Source organism: Betaproteobacteria bacterium (genome assembly GCA_016709965.1).
GTDB classification, from domain to species: domain Bacteria; phylum Pseudomonadota; class Gammaproteobacteria; order Burkholderiales; family Rhodocyclaceae; genus Azonexus; species Azonexus amarohabitans.
In genome coordinates this window covers 2,120,545-2,144,143 of the sequence record JADJLT010000001.1, presented here as the reverse complement: position 1 = coordinate 2,144,143, position 23,599 = coordinate 2,120,545, and the positions used below count along the sequence as shown (strand labels likewise).

At 56.1% G+C, this 23,599-nt stretch carries 22 protein-coding genes; 8 read left to right on the top strand and 14 right to left on the bottom strand.

The window, feature by feature from the left end:
- Window positions 1-263: 263 nt before the first annotated feature.
- Both IPJ12_10565 and IPJ12_10560 read right to left on the bottom strand, forming a co-directional pair.
- The gene (locus tag IPJ12_10565; GenBank protein MBK7647590.1) at window positions 264-500 is read right to left on the bottom strand and encodes a hypothetical protein; all 237 of its coding nucleotides are present in this window, start codon (window positions 498-500) and stop codon (window positions 264-266) included.
- Window positions 497-1,012, bottom strand: a complete 516-nt coding sequence (locus IPJ12_10560) for a hypothetical protein (protein ID MBK7647589.1) — start codon at window positions 1,010-1,012, stop codon at window positions 497-499. Before IPJ12_10560 ends, IPJ12_10565 begins: the two co-directional genes overlap by 4 nt.
- 994 nt (window positions 1,013-2,006) lie before the next feature.
- Here IPJ12_10560 and IPJ12_10555 point away from each other — a divergent pair.
- Both IPJ12_10555 and IPJ12_10550 read left to right on the top strand, forming a co-directional pair.
- Complete coding sequence (locus tag IPJ12_10555; protein MBK7647588.1) at window positions 2,007-3,308, top strand: integrase domain-containing protein; 1,302 nt, start codon at window positions 2,007-2,009, stop codon at window positions 3,306-3,308.
- 27 nt (window positions 3,309-3,335) lie between these two features.
- A complete protein-coding gene (locus IPJ12_10550; protein ID MBK7647587.1) occupies window positions 3,336-3,764 on the top strand; it encodes a hypothetical protein in 429 nt (142 codons plus the stop codon).
- 179 nt (window positions 3,765-3,943) lie between these two features.
- On the opposite strand, the gene IPJ12_10545 is transcribed toward IPJ12_10550, so the two are convergent.
- From IPJ12_10545 to IPJ12_10505, 9 genes are all read right to left on the bottom strand, one after another.
- A complete protein-coding gene (locus IPJ12_10545) occupies window positions 3,944-4,228 on the bottom strand; it encodes a hypothetical protein (GenBank protein MBK7647586.1) in 285 nt (94 codons plus the stop codon).
- 271 nt (window positions 4,229-4,499) lie between these two features.
- On the bottom strand, window positions 4,500-5,147 hold the full coding sequence (locus tag IPJ12_10540; GenBank protein ID MBK7647585.1) for a hypothetical protein: 648 nt from the start codon (window positions 5,145-5,147) through the stop codon (window positions 4,500-4,502).
- Between the two features lie 111 nt (window positions 5,148-5,258).
- Entirely contained in the window at window positions 5,259-7,070 is a 1,812-nt protein-coding gene (locus IPJ12_10535; GenBank protein ID MBK7647584.1) for a DUF2235 domain-containing protein, read from the bottom strand.
- 48 nt (window positions 7,071-7,118) lie between these two features.
- Window positions 7,119-8,210 (bottom strand): hypothetical protein, encoded by a 1,092-nt coding sequence (locus tag IPJ12_10530; protein MBK7647583.1) that lies wholly within the window; start codon window positions 8,208-8,210, stop codon window positions 7,119-7,121.
- Window positions 8,211-8,394: 184 nt separating this feature from the next.
- On the bottom strand, window positions 8,395-8,604 hold the full coding sequence (locus IPJ12_10525) for a hypothetical protein (GenBank protein ID MBK7647582.1): 210 nt from the start codon (window positions 8,602-8,604) through the stop codon (window positions 8,395-8,397).
- 123 nt (window positions 8,605-8,727) lie between these two features.
- Window positions 8,728-9,618 (bottom strand): metallophosphoesterase, encoded by an 891-nt coding sequence (locus IPJ12_10520; GenBank protein MBK7647581.1) that lies wholly within the window; start codon window positions 9,616-9,618, stop codon window positions 8,728-8,730.
- Between the two features lie 47 nt (window positions 9,619-9,665).
- Entirely contained in the window at window positions 9,666-10,442 is a 777-nt protein-coding gene (locus tag IPJ12_10515) for an SGNH/GDSL hydrolase family protein (protein MBK7647580.1), read from the bottom strand.
- The gene (locus tag IPJ12_10510; protein MBK7647579.1) at window positions 10,439-10,660 is read right to left on the bottom strand and encodes a hypothetical protein; all 222 of its coding nucleotides are present in this window, start codon (window positions 10,658-10,660) and stop codon (window positions 10,439-10,441) included. Before IPJ12_10510 ends, IPJ12_10515 begins: the two co-directional genes overlap by 4 nt.
- A gap of 394 nt (window positions 10,661-11,054) precedes the next feature.
- Entirely contained in the window at window positions 11,055-12,191 is a 1,137-nt protein-coding gene (locus IPJ12_10505; protein MBK7647578.1) for a hypothetical protein, read from the bottom strand.
- A 665-nt stretch (window positions 12,192-12,856) separates the two neighbouring features.
- Between IPJ12_10505 and IPJ12_10500 the strand changes: the two genes are divergently transcribed.
- Both IPJ12_10500 and IPJ12_10495 read left to right on the top strand, forming a co-directional pair.
- Window positions 12,857-13,264, top strand: coding sequence for a hypothetical protein (locus IPJ12_10500; GenBank protein MBK7647577.1), 408 nt, complete (start codon window positions 12,857-12,859; stop codon window positions 13,262-13,264).
- Between the two features lie 82 nt (window positions 13,265-13,346).
- Window positions 13,347-14,036 (top strand): hypothetical protein, encoded by a 690-nt coding sequence (locus IPJ12_10495; GenBank protein ID MBK7647576.1) that lies wholly within the window; start codon window positions 13,347-13,349, stop codon window positions 14,034-14,036.
- Window positions 14,037-14,501: 465 nt separating this feature from the next.
- Here the strand turns inward: IPJ12_10495 and IPJ12_10490 are convergent, their stop codons facing one another.
- Window positions 14,502-15,752 carry a tyrosine-type recombinase/integrase gene (locus tag IPJ12_10490; GenBank protein MBK7647575.1) on the bottom strand — a complete coding sequence of 417 codons (1,251 nt, stop codon included), beginning with the start codon at window positions 15,750-15,752 and terminating at the stop codon, window positions 14,502-14,504.
- Window positions 15,753-15,929: 177 nt separating this feature from the next.
- Entirely contained in the window at window positions 15,930-17,381 is a 1,452-nt protein-coding gene (gene rng, locus IPJ12_10485; protein ID MBK7647574.1) for a ribonuclease G, read from the bottom strand.
- A 35-nt stretch (window positions 17,382-17,416) separates the two neighbouring features.
- Between rng and IPJ12_10480 the strand changes: the two genes are divergently transcribed.
- Window positions 17,417-18,688 (top strand): tRNA 5-hydroxyuridine modification protein YegQ, encoded by a 1,272-nt coding sequence (locus IPJ12_10480; protein ID MBK7647573.1) that lies wholly within the window; start codon window positions 17,417-17,419, stop codon window positions 18,686-18,688.
- 66 nt (window positions 18,689-18,754) lie between these two features.
- Window positions 18,755-19,867: an acyltransferase gene (locus IPJ12_10475; protein ID MBK7647572.1), complete on the top strand. Its 1,113-nt coding sequence runs from the start codon at window positions 18,755-18,757 to the stop codon at window positions 19,865-19,867.
- 6 nt (window positions 19,868-19,873) lie between these two features.
- On the opposite strand, the gene IPJ12_10470 is transcribed toward IPJ12_10475, so the two are convergent.
- Window positions 19,874-21,832, bottom strand: coding sequence for an acetoacetate--CoA ligase (locus tag IPJ12_10470; GenBank protein MBK7647571.1), 1,959 nt, complete (start codon window positions 21,830-21,832; stop codon window positions 19,874-19,876).
- A gap of 164 nt (window positions 21,833-21,996) precedes the next feature.
- Here IPJ12_10470 and IPJ12_10465 point away from each other — a divergent pair, with 164 nt between their 5' ends.
- Window positions 21,997-22,752, top strand: a complete 756-nt coding sequence (locus tag IPJ12_10465) for a YdcF family protein (GenBank protein MBK7647570.1) — start codon at window positions 21,997-21,999, stop codon at window positions 22,750-22,752.
- A 34-nt stretch (window positions 22,753-22,786) separates the two neighbouring features.
- Entirely contained in the window at window positions 22,787-23,560 is a 774-nt protein-coding gene (locus tag IPJ12_10460; protein ID MBK7647569.1) for an enoyl-CoA hydratase, read from the top strand.
- The last annotated feature ends 39 nt before the right edge of the window (window positions 23,561-23,599 follow it).

Sequence of the window (23,599 nt, the reverse complement as noted above, 5' to 3'; positions counted from 1 at the left end):
CGATGCTTGACGAGCGTGGCTCGCGAAGCATTCGGGCGTGGGCGTCGGTGTGGATCGGCATCATGGACTCGCGTTGGCAGCAGCTGTGCGTACGAACGCGCTATTTCGCCAAAATGCCAAGATGGACGGGGTAGTAGTTCGCGCTGTAGGTGAGCGAGCGATGATGCTCATTTCCCAACCCATTTGCATCCATTTTTCGGCTGCCGGGTGATGCACTTGCCACTCTTTCCAGAAGCGAACCCAGCAAGGCGGTTACGGTCGCTTCAAAGCGGCTCACGGTAGCCGCTGCCCGGCGCCAGGCGATTCCACTCCCTGTCCATCAGCCAGCGCAGGAACTCGGCTTCGCGCGACACCCCCCGCACTGTGGCGCGGTGTTGTTGCATCAGTGCCTGCAGCTGGGCGAAGGACACGATGTCGCCGGGGTCGCGCTCAAGAAGCAGCATCAGCCGGAAGCGATCCCGCGAGGCCAACCTGACCTGGTTGCCAAAGCGGATGGTCATTGCAGCGTCGGCGTGGATCGGCTCGTCCGCCGCTCCTCGGCGTCGATGGCCCGGTCCACCTGAGCAGCCCGCCGCGTCCGCGCCATTGCCCGCCCAAGTCCGACCGCCAGCAAGTACGCCACCGCCGCTGGCACGAACAGCACCATGCCGATATCCCCGAAGAGGATGGCTGCGGCCAGGAACGCCGCCACCAGCGCCACGAAGTCCCAAGCCCGGACCAGCGGCGGTGCATCGGTGCGCACGTAGTTGACGCCATCAATCGTGGACCAGTTGGCCAGTCCCAGTACCTGCGGCACCTGGTGCGCGGTGACGATGAGGCTGACCTCGTGCCCCCGCCGCGCCGGCATGATTCGCGTGTTGATGGTGAATTTGCGCTCGGCGCCATCGGGCGGCTTGAGCCACAGTTCGTAGCGGTCGGTTGGGCCGAAGGGCGACGGCCAGTAGTAGAGATGGACGTTGGTAAAACGGCGCACCTCGACCAGGCGCCCAGGAATAGCTTGCAGCGTTGGCATGACAGTTCTCCCTGGAAAGACCTGTCCAGCGTCTCGCACCACGTCGCGGTTTCAACCCGGTAATTGCCAGGGGCGGTCCGTCAACGCGCCGCACTCGATCTCCAGTGGCACTGGGCATGGATGGGGTGACAGCGCAGTACCAACGCCCGGAGCGGGGCATCGCTTCCGGGGCCCACGCACTCCATTTGAACTGGGGTGACACGGCAATACGCCCGTGCTGCCACCATGCTCATCGCTTCGGAACCAGAGGTAGAACGATGCCATGTCAAGGCCACGGTAAATCCGGGCGCTTGCGGCTCGCGGCGTGCTAATCGGCAATTTTCGGGATTGCAAGGGCGCGTTTCCGGCGCCACAATGAAACTGCATCAACCCGGTCCAGCTAGCGGCCCGGCGTGCATCGCGCATGGAAACGCAAGCCCTTTGAGTGGTGGTCTTTACCTTGGCGCCTTGAGCGCCTGTTGTTCCGGACGCTTGGCGTCCCAGGTGTTTTTGTTGTTGATAGTGGCGCGGCCCATGGCTTGACCATGGCGCCAGTTCTTTCCTTCGCACCCGATGCAAGGAAACGAGGATGCGCCTTGGGCATCATCCGCCCCGAGCGGCGATGCCATCGACGGTGGCCCGACCACCGGTGCCTTGAGCACCTTGCTGCTGGCGCTCGCACTTTGCTGCGACCGCCTTGTCCATTTCCCTCTCTCGCGCCTGTTCCAGGCCGCGAATGACGCCAGCCCTGCGGGCCCGGCGTTCGAGTTCCTTCCCCTCGCACTCACGCCCTGACCTCGGTCAGCCGTGGGCTGCCGCACTTGAGTGCGGCGCCACGGCCCGCGTTAACGGCATTGCGCGTCCGTCGCGGAACGGACGTTGCCAGTCAAGCCGGCGATGGGGAACGAGTTCGCGGTGCCGCTCAGGCACCGTACCGGAGGTTACGCCTCCGGGATTGCCTCGGGTTCCTTGAGAACCTGGTTCGCTACAGCGAACGCCACATTGCGCCCGACGCATGCTGGCCGGCGATCACTTTTACGCACCTCCGCGCCGCCGTCGCTCTGGCGATGGCGGCAAACACTGGCTTGGCATCGGCGCCCGGAACCCGCCGATGCACGAACACCCGGGTTCCACCGAATCGACGAATAAAAAATGGAAAGATGCCATGGACAAGCAAAGCAACGGACGGAACGACCGCACCACCCCACGACACGGCAAGCGCCGTGAGCGGTCGCGCACCTACGAACAGCCTGCACTGGACGACATTCCCTTGAGCCCCAAGCGCAGTGGCTACGTACTGCAGTTGATCCTGCAGCAGCACAATTGGCAGCACAGCAGCAAACCCAAGGGCGTGAGCCACAAGACGATGGCGGAGCGCACGCGCTTCTGCACCTGGCTGTTCGATTTTCTGCGCGGGCATCCGAAGCACTTCAAGCTGGACCCGCGCTCCTTCAGCGGTCGCCATGTGGAAGCCGTCACTCGCTACTGGCTGGAGGAAGCGCGTGCCGGACGGCTGAGCCCGGCGACGATCCAGACCTACTTCAGCTTCATGAAAACCTTCGCCGGCTGGATCGGCAAGCCGAAGCTGCTGAAACCAATCCAATGCTACTTCGATGATCCGAAGCTGTATCAACGCCGCTTGGCGGCCGGCGTCGACAAGTCATGGCGCGCCCAGGGCGTCGACGTGGACACCGTCATCAAGGAAGTGGAGGCCTACGACGTGCATGCCGCCGCCTCCCTGAAACTGATGCAGGCATTCCAGTTGCGCTTCAAGGAGAGCGTCATGTTCCGCCCGCATACCGACGTGATCAGTGCCGCACAGGCGGGGAAGTCCGACGGCGATGTTGCCTTTTACCTGGACACGCACCGGGGCACCAAGGGCGGGCGGGAACGCCTGTTTCCCATCAATACCGCGGTGCGGGAGGAAGCCATCGCCTACGCGCTCCGGGTGGCGCTGGGTATCAATGAGAGTGTCAGCGACCCACGCCTGACGCTGCAGCAGGCAATACGGCGGTTGCGCTATGTGATGGAGCGCTTCGGCATCACGCGCGCCGGCTTGGGTGTTGTGCCACACGGTCTGCGACATCAGGGCGCGGCCGACGACTATCAGACCATCACGGAGGTGCCGCCGCCGATCGCTGGCGGTTCAAAGGTGGCCCCGGCGCTCGACTTGCAGGCCCGAAAGGAGATCGCCGCCCGCCTCGGTCACGGGCGTATATCGATTACCAGCGTCTACCTCGGCAGCAGGCGCGTCACGCCCACCGAGTCACCGACACCCGTACGCGGCCCCGACCTCCATGGCGGAAACGCGACCTGACCACGCCCCGCTCGACACCTCCCTAACATGGACGAGATCAAATCACGCAGCCCGTACTGGCTGAGCCCTGGCATCGACGTGCCAACGCAGGAGGAATTGCAACTATTGCCATCGCGTCGCGCCCTGCGCGGCTTCTACGTCGACCGGAATGCAGGTGAAGCGGCATTCGTACCGACTGACGATTTCATGCGCGAATGCCCGTTATGGCGCATCGATGTGCTCGACGATATTGCGGACGCCCTGCAGCGCACGCGTACGCATGCCTTGGTTTCCTTTTTCCGGGAATGTCAGGCAAGAGGACATGACGTACCCATGGCGAGGCAGATCGAAGCGTTTCGAAAGATGTGCCAGCAAGGTGATGTTGCTATGCCGGATGAACTGGAGGCGTTGCTGGTTCTGGATCAGCAGTTCGGCCGATCAGCGGCGTGGCGCCCCAGAGAGCGGGGCAAGAGGTGAGCTTCGACAAAGCCTGCTTCGCCGTGCGGTGCCACGTCTGGCGAGGCGGGGGCCGATTAGCGTTGGCTGTTGGCCTCGGCAGACATGGCCTGCACAGTGTTCACCGGTCTGTTTATCGGCCATAACGGCCGTTGGCTTGAGGCGCTCAATCGGGCAGAAATCCGCCGCTTACCTGCCGTTCAGCCTTTAAAGGTCGCGAACGGCACCAGCGAGGTCGATACCACGGCCAGCGTACGTCTCACCAAGTAGGGCGACGGTTTCGTCATCGACCGCATCGCGCTGACCATGATAGCTACGATACCGGGAATCGACGCGGCGAGATTCCAGGAAATCTCGGCAGCCGTGAAGCGCGACTGCCCATTGTCGAAAGCCCTGGCCAGCGTTGCTGAGATCACGCTGGAGGCCAGCCTGCGGTAATCGTTGCAGCGCGGAAAAAGACCTGTTGATACGCCATTCAGCGCCACGAGTGTGCTTGGCCTGAAATCGGCCAAAATCGAGAATTTGGCACCAGAACAGCTTAATCTGGCGACGCATCGTTGCAATGACGGTGCGCAGTACCGGCGATCGAGGCCTTTCTGCGTCGGAAAGCCCTTGGGTGAGGTGCAGGACAAAACCGACAAAACCCCCGTACCATGGACTCGGGCCGCACCTCGTTAAACCATTATGTCTAGGCAGGGGAGCGAAGGCACGGTGTCGCACTTGCGAGTTGAAGTCAGGCTTCTCAGCATGTGCAAATTATCTTTCGTTTGGCCTTGCACAGAACTGCCAGTCCGAACCTTTAAACATTATGATCTTTTCCTCTTTGTCTGCATAACCAGTGGCCTCCACTTTCCATGGCCATTCATTAGCTTGGGCAATAAAGGTATAAACGGTTTGCTTTTTTTCCCCTGGGTGTACTTCACCGGCTTGGCCCATGATGAAGTCTGAATTCATTTTTACCTCAGTGGGCTGATCTTCACATTCTCCGGAAAGTTCAAGGGCGCCCGTTGTGCCAATCTCTTTGCTTTCCGGGGGCTTGATCTTGCAGATTGTGTATCTGGTGTGGTCGAATTTTTGTGTTTGCTTACCCGTGTTTTCAATGTTGACTTCAAAGTCATAGATGCATGACGATTTGTTGTCGAGCCATCTGTTGAGTTTTAGGTTGACGGATCCGTTGAAATTCGATTTTGCTACGCCCACATCAAAGAAATTGAAGTGGAAGAGCGCCCAAATGCCGGCAGCTAGGATTGCAAGACACTCAAGAATGGTCTTGATATTGTTTAGTACTTTGGTAAAAGTACCCTGGTCGCTATTCATGAGTGTTCTCTCTTCTGCAGTGGGGTTGACGAGGGGATTGAGATTTCGTTTCCACACTGCATCATTCGTTCGAACGGGGAAGTCCATGAATATTGTCAACGTTGGCATCGGTCCCGCTAAGAATGTGCAAGCGGCTTTTTAGATTTACTAGATCAATATTGGCAACAAAGTTGCATATCCAGTTCACGATTGCTCTCCTTAATCTGTGGAGCACCTATGTTCTTCACGTGGGAAACACCCGAAAAAACCTGTCATCAGGCAATAAAACATTATCGCTATCAGCAATCCCAAAAAACCAAATTTGGCGGTAGCGGCAAAGGTTGTCCCCAGCGAATAAATGCCTTCCATTAAGCCAGGTGAAATCCAGTGTGCGCCGGTATCCCGGAGTAGATAGGTATCAAGCGCCTTGAAGGTCAGACAGTTTTCGATCAGGTCGGAAATTGGAAATCCCAGGCCCGAGGCACATGCAAATTTTCCCAGGGTCGGGCTTGGGTAACCTCTCCTCTCGCTACGCCAGCGTAAAAGCATGAAAAGCAGCAAGGTGAAAAACACCGAATACGCGGCAATGAACAGCATATCCATCCACAGAAGTGACGTTACGTTGACACGCTCTGTAATCTGCCACTCGCTCAAGGCTGCTCCAAGGTTGGAAAATTGGCCACGTTTGACGCCGAATTGGAAATCAGTTGCCAACGTAACTCCTGCACCCAAACTAGAGCGAATCAGGACGATACTTACCAGCCCACTGATTGCCAGCGTTGGCAAGAACCAGCGGGGGTACGACTGCTTTTTGGGCAGGCTGTTTGATAATGAGTTGACAGTAGGAATGTCGTGCTCGGCTTCCCCGTTCAGCGATCCGCCAGCTCCAACTGTAAGAAGCGTTTCTGCTTGGATAGCATCTGCGGGGATAGGTAGCCCAAAATGGGGCTCCCGACTTTCACGCAGGTAGACGGAGTCGTGAATCTGCAAGTCGCGTGGAAGGCCACGCCGGAACATGCCTGCCAGCACCCAAGCGGGCATGGCGAGTATCTGATCGTGCAACACATCGAAGGGGTTGGTCTTGTGCCCCGCTTCAAGTCGCTCCAGGTCGATACACAGGCCAAGGGCATAGGATTCCCGAGCCATCCAATGCAGGGGAATGTTGGATAAGCCAGCCTCCCGGTAGCCGCCGCCAATGTCCGAATGAGCACCACGAAACCAGACCTGTTTGAAACTCCTTCGGCGCACATCGGGGGGCAATCGTGCGGGATGAGTGTAAAGGCGAGGCTTGAAGGACCAACGCAACTCATCCAGTGCCATCGCATGACGTACGTGATGAAAACCCGGTTTGACGGATGGGTCGCTGGTAATGGTTGCGCCAAGAAATTGCCAAATTCCGACCGACTCAACGGTGTCCCAGCAACCGATGAAGTGAATCGGAACGTGTTGTGTGGTGGCACCATCGCTGGTGGAGAACCGCCGGGCAAAGTTTGTCTTGAATTCCTTGGCGGCCCTTGCTCTCTCGGCTTTTGATCGTTCAGACGGTTGCTTACTTCGATAGACACGGAGAATCGATGGAATCAGATTCTCGTGCCCTTCCCGTAGCAGGCCGAACATGTGGATGAGCCCCGAAACGGCACGGGCGGTAAATGCGCCCCGGGAGAACCCGAACAGGAAGATACGGTCGCCATGCTGGTAGTTGCGGAGCAGGAAGGTATAAGCCTCTGCGACATTCGTCCAAACCCCGTCGCCCCAAGCCAAACCCCCGAGGCGGCGCAAGGTCTCGCGGTAAGGAATACCGCCACCCTCATCGCCGGAAAGAGCGCCGTCCGGGGTGCCCACGCCGGGGTCGTAATAGGTAATCTGACTATTCGACTTTTCAAGCACTTCGAACAGCTTTGCAACATTGGTTTTGTCCGGACCGGGTTTCCAGATGTTGCCTGTACCGTCACAGCAGACAACGAGGTTGCGGCCGGTTTGTTTCACTGTGGGGCACACTGAATCTGCTGTTTCATGAAGTGGAGAAGCCATGGCATTCCTTCATTTTTGGAGAAAATTCCGGTTGACCGTGGTAATGCTTTACTTACAATTTTCTGAAATTTTATCTAGGCCATAACCCAGTTCAGCTTTAAGTCTTTCATCTAATACATGAAGCATTCCAACATACCTTACATTTCCTGCCTTATAATTAAATGTATTAAATTTGACAACCGGTAATTCTAAATTACCTTTGTGATCCCTTCCATAGGAATTTGAAATCAGAGCAAATACTTTCTCAGGATTATCGTTGAGATAACAAGGGCCTCCAGACATCCCTTCTGAGAATGCCGTATTCGTATAAACTCCATGCATCGAGTTGGTGTCATCAGCAAAAACTCTGGCATTTTCTTGCTTCCATTTAAAATCACTCCCCTTGCAAGAGCCGTAAATTTTGCTTGTCATGTGCACAGGAGACCCATGGCATGATATTTTTTTCCCAACCTCTTCATCCACACCATTAAATAGCTTTTTCGGATTGATCGGCAAAGTTTTCTTGAAATATTGATCGCTATAATTTTCAAGCCTCAATAAAATCAAGTCATGATGCCCTTTAAAAACTCTTTTCCTGACAATCCTTTCGGTTCCATCAGCAATTGTTATTTCTCTATAATTTTCGGTTTTGAAGTCAATGCCCTCTTTCGTCATTTGGAAAAAGACCGATGCTTTATGTTTTTTTGCATCTTTGCCCGAACCAATCACAAATGCAATATTCTCATTGAATTTGCCTTGGTTGCTTGATTGCGTCTCCTGAAATCCTGACCCATAAAAGGTGTGAGCCGTAGTAAGCACACAACTTTTTCCAACTTTAATCGCACTTCCTGTTACTAGTATGCTAGAACCATCATAATCTTTTGTTTCGATTTCCACATTCCCAAGAGTATGATAATCAAGCCGGTGTTTCACTTCATTGAAATTAATTGGTTCAAGTGCATGAGAATTGATTTCTTTTTGTACTTTAGAAGAAAATGTATCCCCAAACTTTAAATAGTCATCATCGTTTTCAACCATTGCCTTAACCTCAACCGCTGTTTCAATCACAGATTTCAAGGCTTCATTATCAACAATGCTGCAATCGCTTGAAGCACTTGAAACCATTGGCATCAAACTGAGCATTAAAATCAGCGCTTTCATTTTGGCTCTCTTAACTCCAATACGCACAACCAAACTGGGTGGCAGCAAGAACTATGATGCTGATAAGCAGGAGAACTTTGTCAACCACTTTGGTCTTACCTACAGTTTTCATGAATTTTATCTAGGCCGTACCCCAATTCAGCTTTAAGCCTTTCATCCAAAACATGAAGTAATCCGACATATCTTACGTTTCCTGACTTGTAATTTCTTTTTGAGCCTTGGGTGAAAATTTGCGCTCAAATTTTAAATACTCACTATCGTTTCCAATCATTGCTTTAACTTCAGCAGCGGCTTCAATTACTGCGCTTAAATCTTCATTATAAACAATGCTGCAAGCACTCGAAGCATTTGAAACAATGGGCATTAATCCAAGTATTAAAATCAGTGCTTTCATTTTGCTCTCTCAACTCCAATACGCACAGCCCAAACTGGTTGACAGCAATAATTATTCGAACACCCTTTGATTTCCGCATATCGATTCATAGATCCGATAAAAATAGTGAGATATGCGCTATTCCTAGCGAGGCTGAACAATTCGTTGTCGACAATCCATTTGACCTGAATCCATAACTTTCTCATCAATGTTGATGAACGACCACTTGTAACTGGTTGCGTTCAATTCCAGTTTAAGGATGCCCCATTGGCTTGTTATGAGCGCTTCTGAATTGCTGCGTTGCCACCATGGTTTCTGGTCCAGGTAGGCGCCCCCCGTTCCCACAGTAAAGCTACGCATGCCATTTATCTTGTCGAGTTTTCCCTCTGCATCCAGCGGCGCAAAGCGCTCATAGATGTGGTCATGGCCAACCAGCATCAGACTTGCCCCCGCTTGCTGCAGCAAGCGCCAGGCGGCATCAACATCGTCGTTGTCTCCGCCCTCTCCGGAGCTGAAGCGAGGGAGGTGCACGAAGGCGAGTATGCAGCGCGCCGAGGAGGTTTCAAGATCGCGCTTGAGCCATTGGATTTGCGGTGAGTTCTCGTCGATTTTGGTGTGGCTGTTCAAGCCGACGATATGCCAGTCATGAAAATCAAAGCTGAAATATCCTTTACCTGCGGGGCCTGCGGATTCGCCTAGCGTCGTGAAAAACGGCTTGGCTCCGTTGGTCATGTACTCGTGGTTGCCGGGCACCGCTTTCATTCGTTTAACGAATGGCCCCCAGGTTGGCATAAAGCAACGCTTGAAGTCGGATTGACTCCCATTGGGATAAGCCAAATCACCAAGCGCCAGTATTAGACCTGGCCTGGATTCGACCAGTTTTGCAGTCTTGGCCGCACCCGGCCCGCAATCGGCGATGTCGCCGACGGCCAGCAATACAGGTGGAATTGGGGTTGTCGATTGGGCGAGCAAAACCTCTGGATTGCCGGCAAGCAAGATTGCCAGAGAAAGTGCGGCCAGAGATTTGTCGTTCATTTTTTGCTTGTGGGGGACGGAAGAATACGAGGTAGAACTGCCGGTGCTTAGGGAATCAATCTGGTTGCCTGGAGCACGGGAGCCCATTTTCTGGCCAACTTAGTAAACCCGGATCGGATGGGGTGCAGTTCATTGGCCCACTCCTCGGATTTCAGCGTACCAAGACAATTGACTGTGTGGATGTTTTTGCCGTCTTTCGCTGCTTCGTTTAATATTTCCGCGAAGGAATCAAGGAGGTCGTTGACGACACCTTGTTGGATGCCCCGGTTGATTTTTGCGGTATCCATTGGATATTGGAGCCACTGGCCTAAGCCGTAGAAATCCTTTCCGCAGGGGCTGGCATAGTCGTAGCCGTGGATGAGGACGGGTATTCCTGGCAGTTTATCGGCGACGAGACCGGCGACCTCCGCGAGGTTGCTAACGGCGCGGGCCATCAGTTTGTCTGGCTGCTCGGGTCGATAGCATTCAGCAGGGCGGGAAAACGCACTGCAGTCGGGATTCAGGATGCTGCCCATATCGTCCGGGCCGGCAAAGTCGTTTCCGCCGCCGGATAGGAATACTGCCTGGATGGTCCGGCCGTAGCCTTGAGCCTTGTCGAGATCCCATTCGATCTGCTCGCGGACGCGCCCCTTGACGTACTCCGACGTGGTGGCACCGTTTCGTCCGCGGACGAGGATGATGTGCTCGCGGCTTCGGTTGAGAATCCTGTGGAGCGGATTGGCGAGGTTGTTGAAGGGGTACCAGAACCAGGAATCGCCAATGGCGAGGATGGTTGGCGATATGCCGTCGAGCTGGCGTTCGTCCCAGACAGGGCCATTGATCATGCGTTGTTCCCTTCGATGTCCGTTGTAGGTAGCTTTGGCGGCACGCCTTGGTCGAATTCAGACAGTGAGATTTCGGCTGTCTTGATGAACCAGAAAAGTCCGAATGGCACGATGGCAGCAATCTCAATCGGATAAACGGTATAGGAAATCTCATTGACTGAAAGGGCTTGGATCGAGCGGCACTCGACGCGCCCAACCACAGGCTGTAGCTCGGCCAATTCTGCCGTTCGAGTCCCATCCCGCTTTGGCCAGCAATGATCGGTTAGCCGCGGACTAGATGATCGGGTGAAACGGTGCATTTTTGTTTGCCATGTCATCCCCCTGCTGCGGTTTGGATCCGGAGTCGTGATCAGAGATTGAGACCTCTCTAGCTCAATATACTGTTTGCCTACAACAGATTGTTATTTCTTAGGCTCACCGTGGCAGTCAAATCGTATATGCAAATGCACTTCTTTGACGTCGATGGCATTCTCAGAGTTCCCGGTCTGCGCATGAATTTTGTACATCGGTTAGACAAAACTCCTTTTACAGGCCCTTCCTTGTTAAGCGTCATCAGACTTGATTGGTGACCGTACCTTTATGCGGTCAGTAAAGTTTTGACAAAGCGGACGTTTAACAATGATTGAGTTGGGCTTCAGCTGGGTGGAGTTGGGCACTTGCCCAGGCAAAGTAGACGTCCTGCATGCTGTGATTTGAGAAAGCAAGTGTTGACGAACCCTCCAGCACGCACTGGCCGCCCGCGGTCCAACGCGCTGCTCGATTGGCAACGTAAAGCTTTCCGATCGCAGCCCAGCAGGGAAACAGCAAAACGACGATAAGGCCCAAAATGCCGCGTGTCCAAATTCGGCGGTGCCAGAGTTCGAAGAGCCCATTTGGTGGAAGCTCAGGAACAGGATCGCCCGGATGAATAACATGACAGAATCGCCCGCTATGGACCGAGCTGAAGTCCTCCATGAATCCAATGTCGCCGATTCGAGGGGCGCCAAAAGTGACTAACATTGAGTTGTCCTTGCGATCATTGTCACCCTGACACCAGGAGCGATACATGGCGAATGCTATTGCCGCTATAGCACCTCCCAAACTGTGGCCGGTGAATATGACGTGGTCACATGAATTGAGTGACGCCATTTGGCGATATGGATCATCACCGGTAATCTTCGGCCTTAGTCTAAAAATATCCCCCCACACGCCCGATTCAGTTGTAACAAAGACGAATGCGAGTGCCATAGCGATAACAGCAGCAATTGCCACAGATCCGGTGGCGGGCCATAGAAGCAGAGGCGCGACAATAAAGAGCGCTACATACCGTCTCAGGCGGATAACCCCAATTCGATGTGAGGGCTCGGTGTTTCCGAGTATTGGCTCGGTCCCGTACCACAACCAGCTAAAGGCTCGAAAGAACCCTTGATGCAGCGCGCCTGCAATTGGAGTGCGATAATTGCCGCCCTGGTAGCGTGTTGATGGAGCAGCCGACAAGCTATCGTCAACAATATTGAACTGAGTGAAGTGTGCCTGGAAATTAGTGAACACCCAGTTTCCTATAAGGGATGTTCCACGAACGGCAACTATGGCCGTTCTTCCCTCATCAATGTATCGTACGCCTGCAGCTAGCTCGCCGGTAAGTCGGCTAAATTGCTCCACCGTCCGTCGGTAAGTAAAGTCTGACTTCTCATGTGTCAGATAAATATCGGAGGCCGCGCGAGCGGCCTCAAAGATTGCAACTGAGTCAGCATAAATGGGGCAGTTCATCTGGAATCCCTCCCTTGAGTGTGAGGTGCGAAAGCATCTTAATTATGACCCCTAACTAGGCCACGGGTTATAGGAGGGAGAAGAAAGCTATCTTATTCAGAGACGCAGGCCAGCCTGAAGAAAGTATGCTGCGGTCGGCCAGTTCAAAGGCATGAAAACGCAAAATGGCGCAAGTCAGACCGGCGGTATTTTTCGCCAGGAATCGGGCTGGGAATGGAGTTTTCTACAGCGTCAACGTTCGAGCAAAGGGACCGGGAACAACTTGGCCGAGACGACTATGTTTCCCAGATGTCCGTGATAGGCCAAGCAGTTGGAGGTTAACTTCAGCGAGGGGTTTAGCCTCGCGGGCACTCCCCATGCCACCATGATCGGTGAAATAGTATTCACAGTCCCTGTAGCTAATTCCTCGCTGCGTTCGGCACAGCCATTACAGTAGCTTCTCTTGCTTATGGACCTTTAACGATTCATTCAACACCTTCCTCATTGGTCACATAGCCGTAAAATACACATAATAATCAACTATATAGAAGACGGACGACAATCTATTTGAACTTTAATATAGTCATAGCAATCCATTCCAAAAGAATATTGTTCAGGGGTTTTTGTGCATTGCCCCCATTCAACAATGGCTAACATGAGTAAAGACAAGAATGTGAGGAGAGTACATGCAGCATATGCAGCCTTTGGAAATAGTGCTCGTCGTAAAGATTGCACTCACATTATTGCTTTGGTCCATTCCACTAATGTTGATTCCGTTGGATGGGCTCCGAAAACTGGGATTCCCTGTTCAACAGCCAGAGATTTTCCTCCGGCTCTTGGGAATGGCCTACCTATCACTCGCGCTCTGCTACTTTTTTGGCTTGCAGTCGCAGCAAGACAAAATTTATCCGTCCGATACAGTCTGGATAGGCATTCTAAGTAACGGCGGCGCATTTGCCGTTCTGCTTAATTCGGGAGTTCGGACAACAAACTGGAAAGAATGGGGATCGTTGGCGAAAGTGTTTATGTGGATATCGTTGTTTGCAACAGGAATGATCTGTTCAAGTCTCGTTATTTTCGGCCCCCTAAGATAGTTAACGTAGAAGCCAACCAAAGTTTGCCAGCTATTCCAATTCAGGCATGACTGATGCGGTAATCAAACTCAGGAGAAAAGTCATGGAACAAATCGACCAATTCGACGAGAGTCTCCAGCGGCATGTGCTGTCAACATACTTTGGGTTGCGCCTGGGTATGGGGGTCATCGCGCTACTATTTCCACTACTGCTATGTATTGGCGGGGGCGTAATTGCGGGGACGGAGCTTCAGGGCTCGCTCAGCGCTTACTATCACACCCCGATGAGAAACGCGTTTGTCGGTGGACTTTTCGCAATTGGCTCTTTTCTCTATCTCTACAAGGGATTCACTTCAAGAGAAAACATCGCTCTGAACGTGGCTGGAATTCTTTCCATTGGGATAGCTATCTTCCCAATGGAGGGACCGGAATATGCCCCCATCACATATACGAATCCAGTGTTGCACGGAACTTGTGCAATCCTTTTCTTTGTCGCCATAGCGTACGTTTGCATCAGGCGCTCTGGAGATACATTACACCTAGTCACTGACTTGACAGTTAGAAGACGCTACAAGTGGACCTACTGGCTTCTCGGAGTTCTCATGGTCGCCTTGCCGTCCACTGCTGCTCTTGTCCTCAACTTTGGTCATTACGTGTTTGAAACAAAGACAAACATCTTCATCCTTGGTGTCGAATGGGCCGCCGTGTGGGTATTTGCAGCGTATTGGATCATCAAGACAATAGAACTGCGTAAATCCGACGCAGAACGAAAGATTGTTCGGATACCTAGGTAATTCTACTTTGTCAGTTTGTTTTCAATTTGATGCACAAGGGATTCAAGCTGTTTGAGTAGGCAAACTACATAGATTATCGTCGTCGGTGTCGCTCTTCGATCATGGCGACGCGGTCGCCATCGGTATTTGACCTTGCTGGGTAGCTTGTGGTGCAGAATGTCGATCAAGTTGTGACGGAAGAGCATGCTGGTGGTGATTTCCCGATGCGCCAAGCGCTCTTTGGCTAGGCATATGTCCGGTATGCCGCGGGGCGAGGTGCGCTCAGGGATGCCAGCCCGCCAACGGCAGCAAACTGTGCGACATCCGCCCTACGTCCGACTTACCCTCAACGGCCGGATTGGCCGACCTGCAGCCGTCTACTCTGCCCACGCTGAGCCTTGGCAATTGCCTGCACCTCATCCTTAAACGAGCCGCATTTCTTGAACTTCTGCCGCCACGCAGTGCCTCGCATTGCTCCTCAACCATTCAATCAGGCCCTTGAACTGCCTTTGCCACAGTGATCGGCACCGCATTGCTCGCGGACTCGCATGCCACAAGAAATTGAGCCCACTTTTCCAATGCCTCCTTGCGCTCGTCGAAGTAGGTATGTTGGTCGTAAATCCCCTCCACGCCCGACAGCTTGTGATTTAGGCACATCTCGGAGATGTCCCTCGGCACACCCAGCGCCCGCATGTGTGACTTCATCGTGCTGCGCAGGTCGTGCGGCGTGAAGCGGCGCACCGCCGGCTTGTCGGTGTCGAGCCAGTAGCCGATCGTTTCACGGATGCTGTCCTTGCTGACGTGGGTATCGCCACCGTTTCGCGCAGCGCGGCCCCGTGTCCAGGCGGGCAGCACATAGGCCGACTCGCCGGCCATCTCTCGCAGTTCCCGGAACCACCCGACGACGACAGGCGCCAGCGGGATATCCATCGCAGGGCCGGTCTTGCTTTTCGGGATGCGCCAGCGCGCCTCGTCGAGGTAAACGTCCTCCCACTTCGCCTTGTAGAGTTCCGCGCTGCGCACAGCGGTGGCCAGCAGGATGCGGATGATCAGCGAATTGCGCTTGCGCATGCCGGCGTTCAAGAGAAGGTGCAGTTCTTCCCTGGTCAGCATCAAGCGTTGTCGTTTCGGTGGCCGCTCGCCCAGCAGCGCCGAAAGCATGATGCCGTGGCACGGGTTGGTGTTGACCAGGCGCTTGCCGCAAGCGTGGGTGAACAGGCATTTGGTGGTGATCAGCAGCATATTGGACTCGCCCCAGGTCAGCGAGCTGGCCTCGATCAGCGCAATTACGTCCGATGCCTCGATCTCGCGCACGGTCAGCGCACCGAGCCGGTTCTCGATGCGCTTGAGGTGGCGCCCATAACTCACCTGCGTGCTCTCGGCCAGGCTCACGAGCTTTTTGGCCCGGTAGTCCTTGACCAGCTCGCGCACCGTCCAGTCCTTTGCCGCGGTGGCCTTGGCTTTCTGCTTGTCGGCGGCAGGGTTGCGGCCTTGCATGATCTCGGCGCGCTTGATGGTGGCGATTCCGCGCGCATCAGCCAGGCTGATGTCGGGGTAGCGGCCAATCGACAGCTCGCGTCGGCGGCCACCGTGGCTGTAGCGAAGAATCCAGCCTGCCGCTCCGGCAGCGGACAGCGTGAAGGTCAGACCATTGCCGTCAGTCTTGGCCAGTGGCGTGCCCGCCTTGATCCAGTGCCTGATCTGCAGGTCCGATAGCAGCCCTTTGTCTCGTGCCATGTGTACCCCCGGTTGTTCTGGTGTAGCAGCTACCTATCTAGCTACCACTCCAGCTACCAAATTCTGGCAGTACGGGGTGAGACGTCAAGAGACCTGAAAATCAACGAAACCCGAAAACTCCTTGTTTTATCGGTGTTTTCGCGTGGCAAGTGAGCCGTGGCGGGACGCCACGAAACCTCACATCAGAACAATGTCGTACTGCTCTGGCGAATAGCTGGGCTCGGACTGCAACGAAACGGGTTTGCCGATGAAATCGGAAAGCATGGCCAGCGCCTGTGACTCTTCGTCGAGGAAGAGGTTAACGACGGCGGGACCGGCGAGGATGCGGTATTCACGGGCATTGAACTGGCGTGCCTCGCGCAGCAACTCGCGAAGAATTTCGTAAGCGACGGTACGTGCCGTCTTCACTTCGCCCCGTCCGCCGCAGGTTGGACAAGGCTGGCAGAGTACGTGTGCCAAAGATTCACGCGTCCGCTTGCGGGTCATTTCGACCAGCCCAAGCGCAGTGAAGCCATTGACCGTCAGTCGGGTGTGGTCACTGGCCAACGCCTTGTTGAACTCATCGAGGACGGCTTTCTTGTGCTCCTCATTTTCCATGTCGATGAAGTCGACAATGATGATGCCACCCAGATTGCGCAGGCGTAGCTGGCGGGCGATGGTGACTGCCGCTTCGAGATTGGTCTTGAAAATGGTGTCGTCAAAATTACGTACTCCGACGAAACCACCGGTGTTCACGTCGATGGTCGTCATCGCCTCGGTCTGATCCATGATCAGGTAACCCCCGGACTTCAGATCGACCCGACGAGCCAACGCCTTCTGAATCTCGTCCTCGACACCATGCAGATCGAACAAGGGGCGTTGGCCGGTGTAGTGTTCCAGCAAGGGCATCACCGCGGGCGTATATTCCTGCGCAAATGCCGTTAATTTCTGAAAATTCTCCCGAGAGTCGATGAACATGCGTGTCGTTTCGGGATTGACGAAGTCACGCAGCACGCGCTGGCCAAGCGAAAGCTCCTGATACAGCATGGTCGGGGGCGGCGAAACTCTGGCCTTGTCACGAATATCTGCCCAGGTTTTGCGCAAATAGGCGATATCGGTGACGAACTCTTCGTCACTGGCGCTTTCAGCCATCGTCCGGACAATAAAGCCCCCCGGTTCATCATCCGGCACCAGGCGTGTAATCTTTTCGCGCAGAATTTCGCGCTCTGCCTCGGACTCGATACGCTGCGAGATGCCGATGTGTTTTTCCTGCGGCAGGTGTACCAGCATGCGGCCAGCGATGGAAACCTGCGTTGACAGTCGGGCACCCTTGGTGCCGATCGGATCCTTGACGACCTGAACGAGAATGCTTTGGCCGTCATGCAGAATCTTCTCGATGGGCCGTTCGGTGGCCGTTTCGCGCGGTTGCCAGATGTCCGCAACATGCAAAAATGCCGTGCGATCCAGCCCGACATCGATGAACGCTGACTGCATGCCGGGCAGGATGCGACAGACGCGCCCCAGATACACATTGCCAACCAGACCGCGACTGGCTGTGCGCTCGATATGCAACTCCTGGACAACGCCTTGTTGCATGACAGCAACGCGCGTTTCCTGCGGTGTGAAATTGATCAGGATTTCTTCAGACATAGTCTCTACAATGCGCGGTTTTGCCCCATTCTACTATGACCAAAGCCCCTGAACTCCTCGCGCCGGCCGGCTCACTCGAGATGATGCGCACCGCCTTCGATTTTGGCGCCGATGCCATCTACGCCGGGCAGCCGCGCTATAGCCTGCGCGTGCGCAATAACGAGTTCGGCGATCTGGCCAAACTGGGCGAAGGTATCAACGAAGCACACGCCCGCGGCAAGCAGTTTTTTGTCGTCAGCAACATCATCCCGCACAACGCCAAGCTGCCAACCTATCTCTCCGACATGGCCCCGGTCATCGCGCTGAAACCCGATGCGCTGATCATGTCCGACCCCGGCCTGATCGACATGGTGCGCGAAACCTGGCCGGAACAAGTTGTTCACCTGTCGGTGCAGGCCAACACAGTTAATTGGGCCGCCGTTCGCTTCTGGCAGAAAATGGGCGTCCAGCGCATCATTTTGTCGCGCGAACTGTCGCTCGACGAAGTCGCCGAAATCCGCCAGCGCTGCCCGGACATCGAACTGGAAGTCTTCGTCCACGGCGCGCTGTGCATCGCCTACTCCGGCCGCTGCCTGCTCTCCGGTTATTTCAATCACCGCGATCCGAACCAGGGCACGTGCACCAACTCCTGCCGCTGGGACTACAAGGTGACGACTTCCGACGGTCAACCGGCAAAAATGCTCAAAAACGAACAGGAAATCCTGCTCGAAGAAAAGCAGCGCCCCGGCGAGCTGATGCCCATCGAAGAAGACGAGCACGGCACCTACATCCTGAACTCCAAGGATTTGCGCGCCATCGAGCACGTGCATCGCCTGGTCGAGATCGGCATCGACTCGCTGAAGATCGAAGGCCGCACCAAGAGCCCGTATTACGTCGCCCGCACCTCGCAAGTTTATCGCCAGACGATTGACGACGCCGTCGCCGGCAAGCCGCTTGATCCGGCCCTGCTCCGTGAGCTGGAGGGCCTCGCCAACCGGGGCTACACCGACGGTTTCCTGCAGCGTCATCACGATGCCGATTACCAGAACTACCTGCGCGGCAGCTCTGAATCCGACCGCAGCCTCTACGTGGGCGATGCGATTCAGTTTGACGCCACGCGTGGCCTGATGGAAATCGATGTCAAAAACCGCTTTTCGATCGGCGACAAGCTGGAATGCGTCCACCCGTCCGGCAACCATGTGTTCACACTCACCCACATGGAGAACAAGAAGGGTGAAACCGTCACCGTGGCGCCGGGTAGCGGCCACCGGGTCTGGATTAATTTGCCCGCCATGTACACCGAATCGTTCGTCGCGCGTTTTGTTTAACTAATCCTTACAAAACAAGCCTGATTTATTTTGGTGCACTGCAGCAATGCGTGTAAACTCCGACCCATGAGCAAACCCGCCAACCGCATGCCGCTGATCGACGCTTTGAAGGCGATCGCGGCGCTGCTCGTCCTGCTCAACCACTTTTCATCCTACGGCCCCCTCGCCGAAGCAGCACGCGACGCGTTCCCGGCGATCTCCGGCTGGATCTTCGAATATTGCCGCATGGCCGTACAGGTTTTCCTGGTCATTGCCGGGTTTCTCGCTGCCCGAGGCCTGTCAGCGGAAGGTCAGGCGCTGTCGGTTTCCCCGCTGCCATTAATCTGGAAGCGATACCTGCGGCTGGCGGTTCCCTATCTGGCGGCCATCGGCCTGGCCATTATCGCCTCCGCCATCGCCAACCAGTGGCTGGATGACGAAGCCATCCCTGCCCGCGCGACCTTCGTGCAATGGCTGGCCCACGCAGCCTTGCTGCACAGCCTGCTGGGCTTCGATTCGTTATCGGCCGGAGTCTGGTACATCGCCATCGACTTCCAGCTCTTCGCGCTGATGGCCACGCTGCTCTGGCTTGGCCGCCGCAACATCGTCGCCCCGGCGCTGGTGCTGGGCATGACTATCGTCTCACTGTTCTGGTTCAACCGCGACGCCAGTTGGGACAACTGGGCAATCTACTTTTTTGGCTCCTACGGGCTAGGCGCTGCCGCCTGGTGGGCCTCTGACCGCCGGCAACTTTCGGCCTGGCTCGGTGTGATTCTAACCATCGTCATGGCTGCATTGGTCCTCGATTTCCGCCTGCGCATCGCGCTTGCCCTTGTGATCGCCCTGTTACTGGGCTTCAGCCGCCGTACCGGTCTGCTCGAAACCTGGCCCGATACCAAGCCACTAGCCTTTCTCGGCCAGATCTCCTATTCGATTTTCCTGGTGCACTTCCCGGTATTACTGCTGGCCAACTGCGTCTATGCCCTGCTCGGCCTATCTTCACCAATATCTACCGTTTTCGCGCTGATGCTGACGATGGCGACCAGCATTGGCGTAGCCACGCTTTTCTATCGCTGGATCGAAGGCCCCGAGGCCAGCCAGCGAATCACAGCGGGGCTGGGCCGGCTCTCGGCCAGCTTCGGTTCATTCGTGCAACTGGCTACACGGCTGGCCCGTCGCGCCATCCTCGGCAGAGCCTGATCGGCTTTAGCTGGCGAGTTCCGAACGTCCCCGGAAGTATTCCAATGCTTCCGGATTCGCCAGCGCTTCGATATTCTTGACCGGTTGCTCACCGACGACATTGCGCACGGCAAGTTCGACAATCTTGCCCGACTTGGTTCGCGGAATGTCCTGCACCTGAACGACCTTGCTGGGCACATGGCGCGGCGTGGTGTTGTCGCGGATCTGTTTCTTGATTCGCTCGATCAACCCGGCGTCCAGCACCTCGCCGTCACGCAAGCGGACGAAAAGCACGACTCTCACATCTTCGTTCCTGCCGGGTGGCCAGTCCTGGCCGATAACCAGTGCTTCGAGAATTTCCGGTAGCGACTCAACCTGGCGGTAGATTTCCGCCGTACCAATACGCACCCCGCCAGGATTCAGCGTTGCATCGGAACGACCGTAAATGATCACGCCATCGTGCGTCGTCAGCTCCGAAAAATCGCCATGGCACCAGATATTGTCGAAGCGTTCAAAATAGGCCGCGTGATATTTCTTGCCGTCCGGGTCGTTCCAGAAGCCCACCGGCATGGCCGGGAATGGCCTGGTGCACACCAGTTCACCCTTTTCGCCACGTATCGACCGACCTGTATCATCAAACACATCGACTGCCATGCCGAGGCCGCGGCACTGGATTTCGCCGCGATACACCGGCAGCACCGGATTACCGAGCACGAAGCAGGACACGATATCCGTACCGCCCGAAATCGAAGCCAGCAGAATGTCCGGCTTGATCTCGCGATATACCCAGTCAAAGCCTTCTGGCGACAGTGGGCTGCCGGTCGAGAACATGGCCCGCAGGGCGCCGAGTTCATGTGTCTTGCCCGGCGTCAGACCAAGCTTGGCAGCAGCATCGATGAATTTGGCCGAGGTGCCGAAGTGCCTCATCTTCTCGGCAGCGGCGTAATCGAACAGCACGGTGCCGCCTGCGGCAAAGGGCGAGCCGTCGTACAGCAGCAAGGTGGCGCCGCAGCCAAGCCCGGAGACCAGCCAGTTCCACATCATCCAGCCGCAGGTGGTGAAGTAGAACAGCCGATCACCGGGCCGCACATCGCTGTGCAATTGATGCTCTTTCCAATGCTGGAGCAGCACCCCGCCGTGGCAATGAACGATGCACTTCGGCACGCCGGTCGTACCGCTGGAGAACATGATGAACAATGGATGATCGAAGGCGACTCTTTTGAAAATTGGCGCATTTTTCGGGTTGACCGCGGGAAGCTCGTTCCAGCCGATGGCATGGGCAATGCCGCTCAAATCCGGAGCCGAATCGAGGTAAGGTACGACCACAACCTGGAGCAAGGTCGGCATTTTGGCCACGATTTCTGCGTTTTTCGCCAGACAATCGACCGCTTTGCCGTTGTACCAATAGCCATCGACGCAGATCAGCACTTTTGGCTCGATCTGGCCAAAACGGTCGAGCACCCCCTGCACGCCAAAGTCAGGTGACGCCGATGACCAGATGGCACCCAGCGCGGTGGCCGCCAGCATGGCAATCAAGGTTTCCGGCAGGTTGGGCAGATAGCCGGCGACCCGGTCGCCCTCGCCCACCCCGGCGGCCCTCAGGAATTGCTGAAAACGGCCCACCTCGGCAACCAGTTCGGCCCGTGTCATGCGTCGCTTGACCTTGTCTTCGCCCCAGAACACCAGCGCTTCACTGTCATCGCGGCGCTGCAAAACATTTTCGGCGTAGTTCAACCGGGCCTCGGGAAACCATTGGGCGCCGGGCATTTTGTCGCCATGGCGCAACACCGTCCCCCCCTTGTCGCCCACCACGCCGCAGAAATCCCAGAGTTCAGACCAGAAAGCCTCTGGCTGATCGACCGACCATTGCCACAGCGCCGCATAATTTACCTTGCGCTGCGCAGCGATCAGCTGCGCCATGCGGGTCTCCCCCACGGTCGCGGGGTTGGGTGTCCACAAAGGCTGGGCGCCAATTGCATCGTTCATCTCGTCTCCTTGATCACTTTTATTCGGCATGGCCGGTTTTCGCTGGCAAAGATAGCAGGAATTTGACTGCTGGAACTGTCATCAACCGGACACTTCCCGCCAACGATTGACGGCGCGCCATGACACGGACAAACTCGTCCCCTTGACCCCTGTCGGCCGGATGCATGTCACTCGCCTGGACCCTGAAATTACTGATCAGCCTGCTCTTGTTGCCCCCCGGCAACGGACTGGCGCTACTCTGTGTGGCCGGCGTTTTCCGACGCCGACGCTGGGCTTTCGGACTGGCCGTCTTTGGCGCGGCACTGCTGGCCGCGCAATGTGTCGCGCCGGTCGCCGATCGACTGATCGGGTCGCTGGAAAGTCAGAACGCCCCGCTGGCCAAGGGCCAGCCTGACGCCGGAGCCATCGTCATCCTCGGCAGCGGCCTGGCGACCGACGCGGCAGAATATGGCGGCGATACCGCCAGCGACCGGACGCTGATCCGGACCCGTTATGGCGCCGTACTGGCTCGCCAGTACGGTCTGCCCGTGCTGGTCACCGGCGGTCGTCCGCTCAAGGCCCGCCGCTCCGAAGCCGAGGTCATGGCCGGCATCCTGCAGGACGAATTGGGCGTGGCTGTGCGCTGGCAGGAAACGGCCTCGATGGATACTGCCGAGAATGCCGCCCTCTCGGCCGCCATACTCAAGGCCGCCGACATCCGTCGCATCGTCCTCGTCACCCATGCCTTCCACATGCCACGTGCCCGGCGACTTTTTGAACAGGCCGGGCTGGAGGTCATTCCCGCGCCGACTGCCTTCTTCAGCCACCAGCAATCGACCTGGGAACCCATCGAATTTCTGCCTCAGGCCTACGCCCTGCGAACGAGCTATTACGCGCTGCATGAATGGCTGGGCCTGGCCTGGATTTCACTGACACACTGATCGCCCGCACAGGGCCCCATAAAGGAGAAGAGACATGACCCAAGTAGTGCTCACCGAAACCATCGGCAAGGTTGGCCTGATTCGCATCAACCGCCCGGAAGCGATGAATGCGCTGAACAACGACGTGGTGGACGGCATCGGGGCGGCGATTAATGCTTACGAGGCCGACGACAACATCGGTTGCATCGTCATCACCGGCAATGAAAAGGCCTTCGCCGCTGGCGCCGACATCGGCTTCATGAAGGATTTCGACTACATGCATGCCTACAAGACCGACTTCATCACCCGCAACTGGGAGCGCATCAAGACGACGCGCAAGCCAGTGATTGCGGCGGTGGCCGGCTTTGCCCTGGGCGGCGGCTGCGAAATGGCGATGATGTGCGACATGATCTACGCGGCCGACACCGCCAAATTCGGCCAGCCTGAAATCAAGATCGGCACCCTGCCCGGGGCCGGTGGCACGCAGCGCCTGCCCCGCGCCGTCGGCAAGGCCAAAGCCATGGACCTGTGCCTGACCGGCCGCCTGATGGATGCTGCCGAAGCTGAAAAATCCGGCCTGGTCGCCCGCGTCATCCCGGCCGATCAGTTGCTCGACGAAACCCTGAAGGCCGCGCAGACCATTGCCGGCTTCTCGCTGCCGGTAGTCATGATGGTCAAGGAATCGATCAACCGCGCCTTCGAATCAGGGCTGAATGAAGGGCTGCTCTTCGAACGCCGTGCCTTCCAGGCCAGCTTCGGGCTGGAGGATCAGCGCGAAGGCATGGCAGCATTCGTTGAAAAACGGAAACCCAGCTTCAAGAACCGCTGATTTCGGCCGTTTCTGAGAGATCCGGGCCGCTGCAATGGG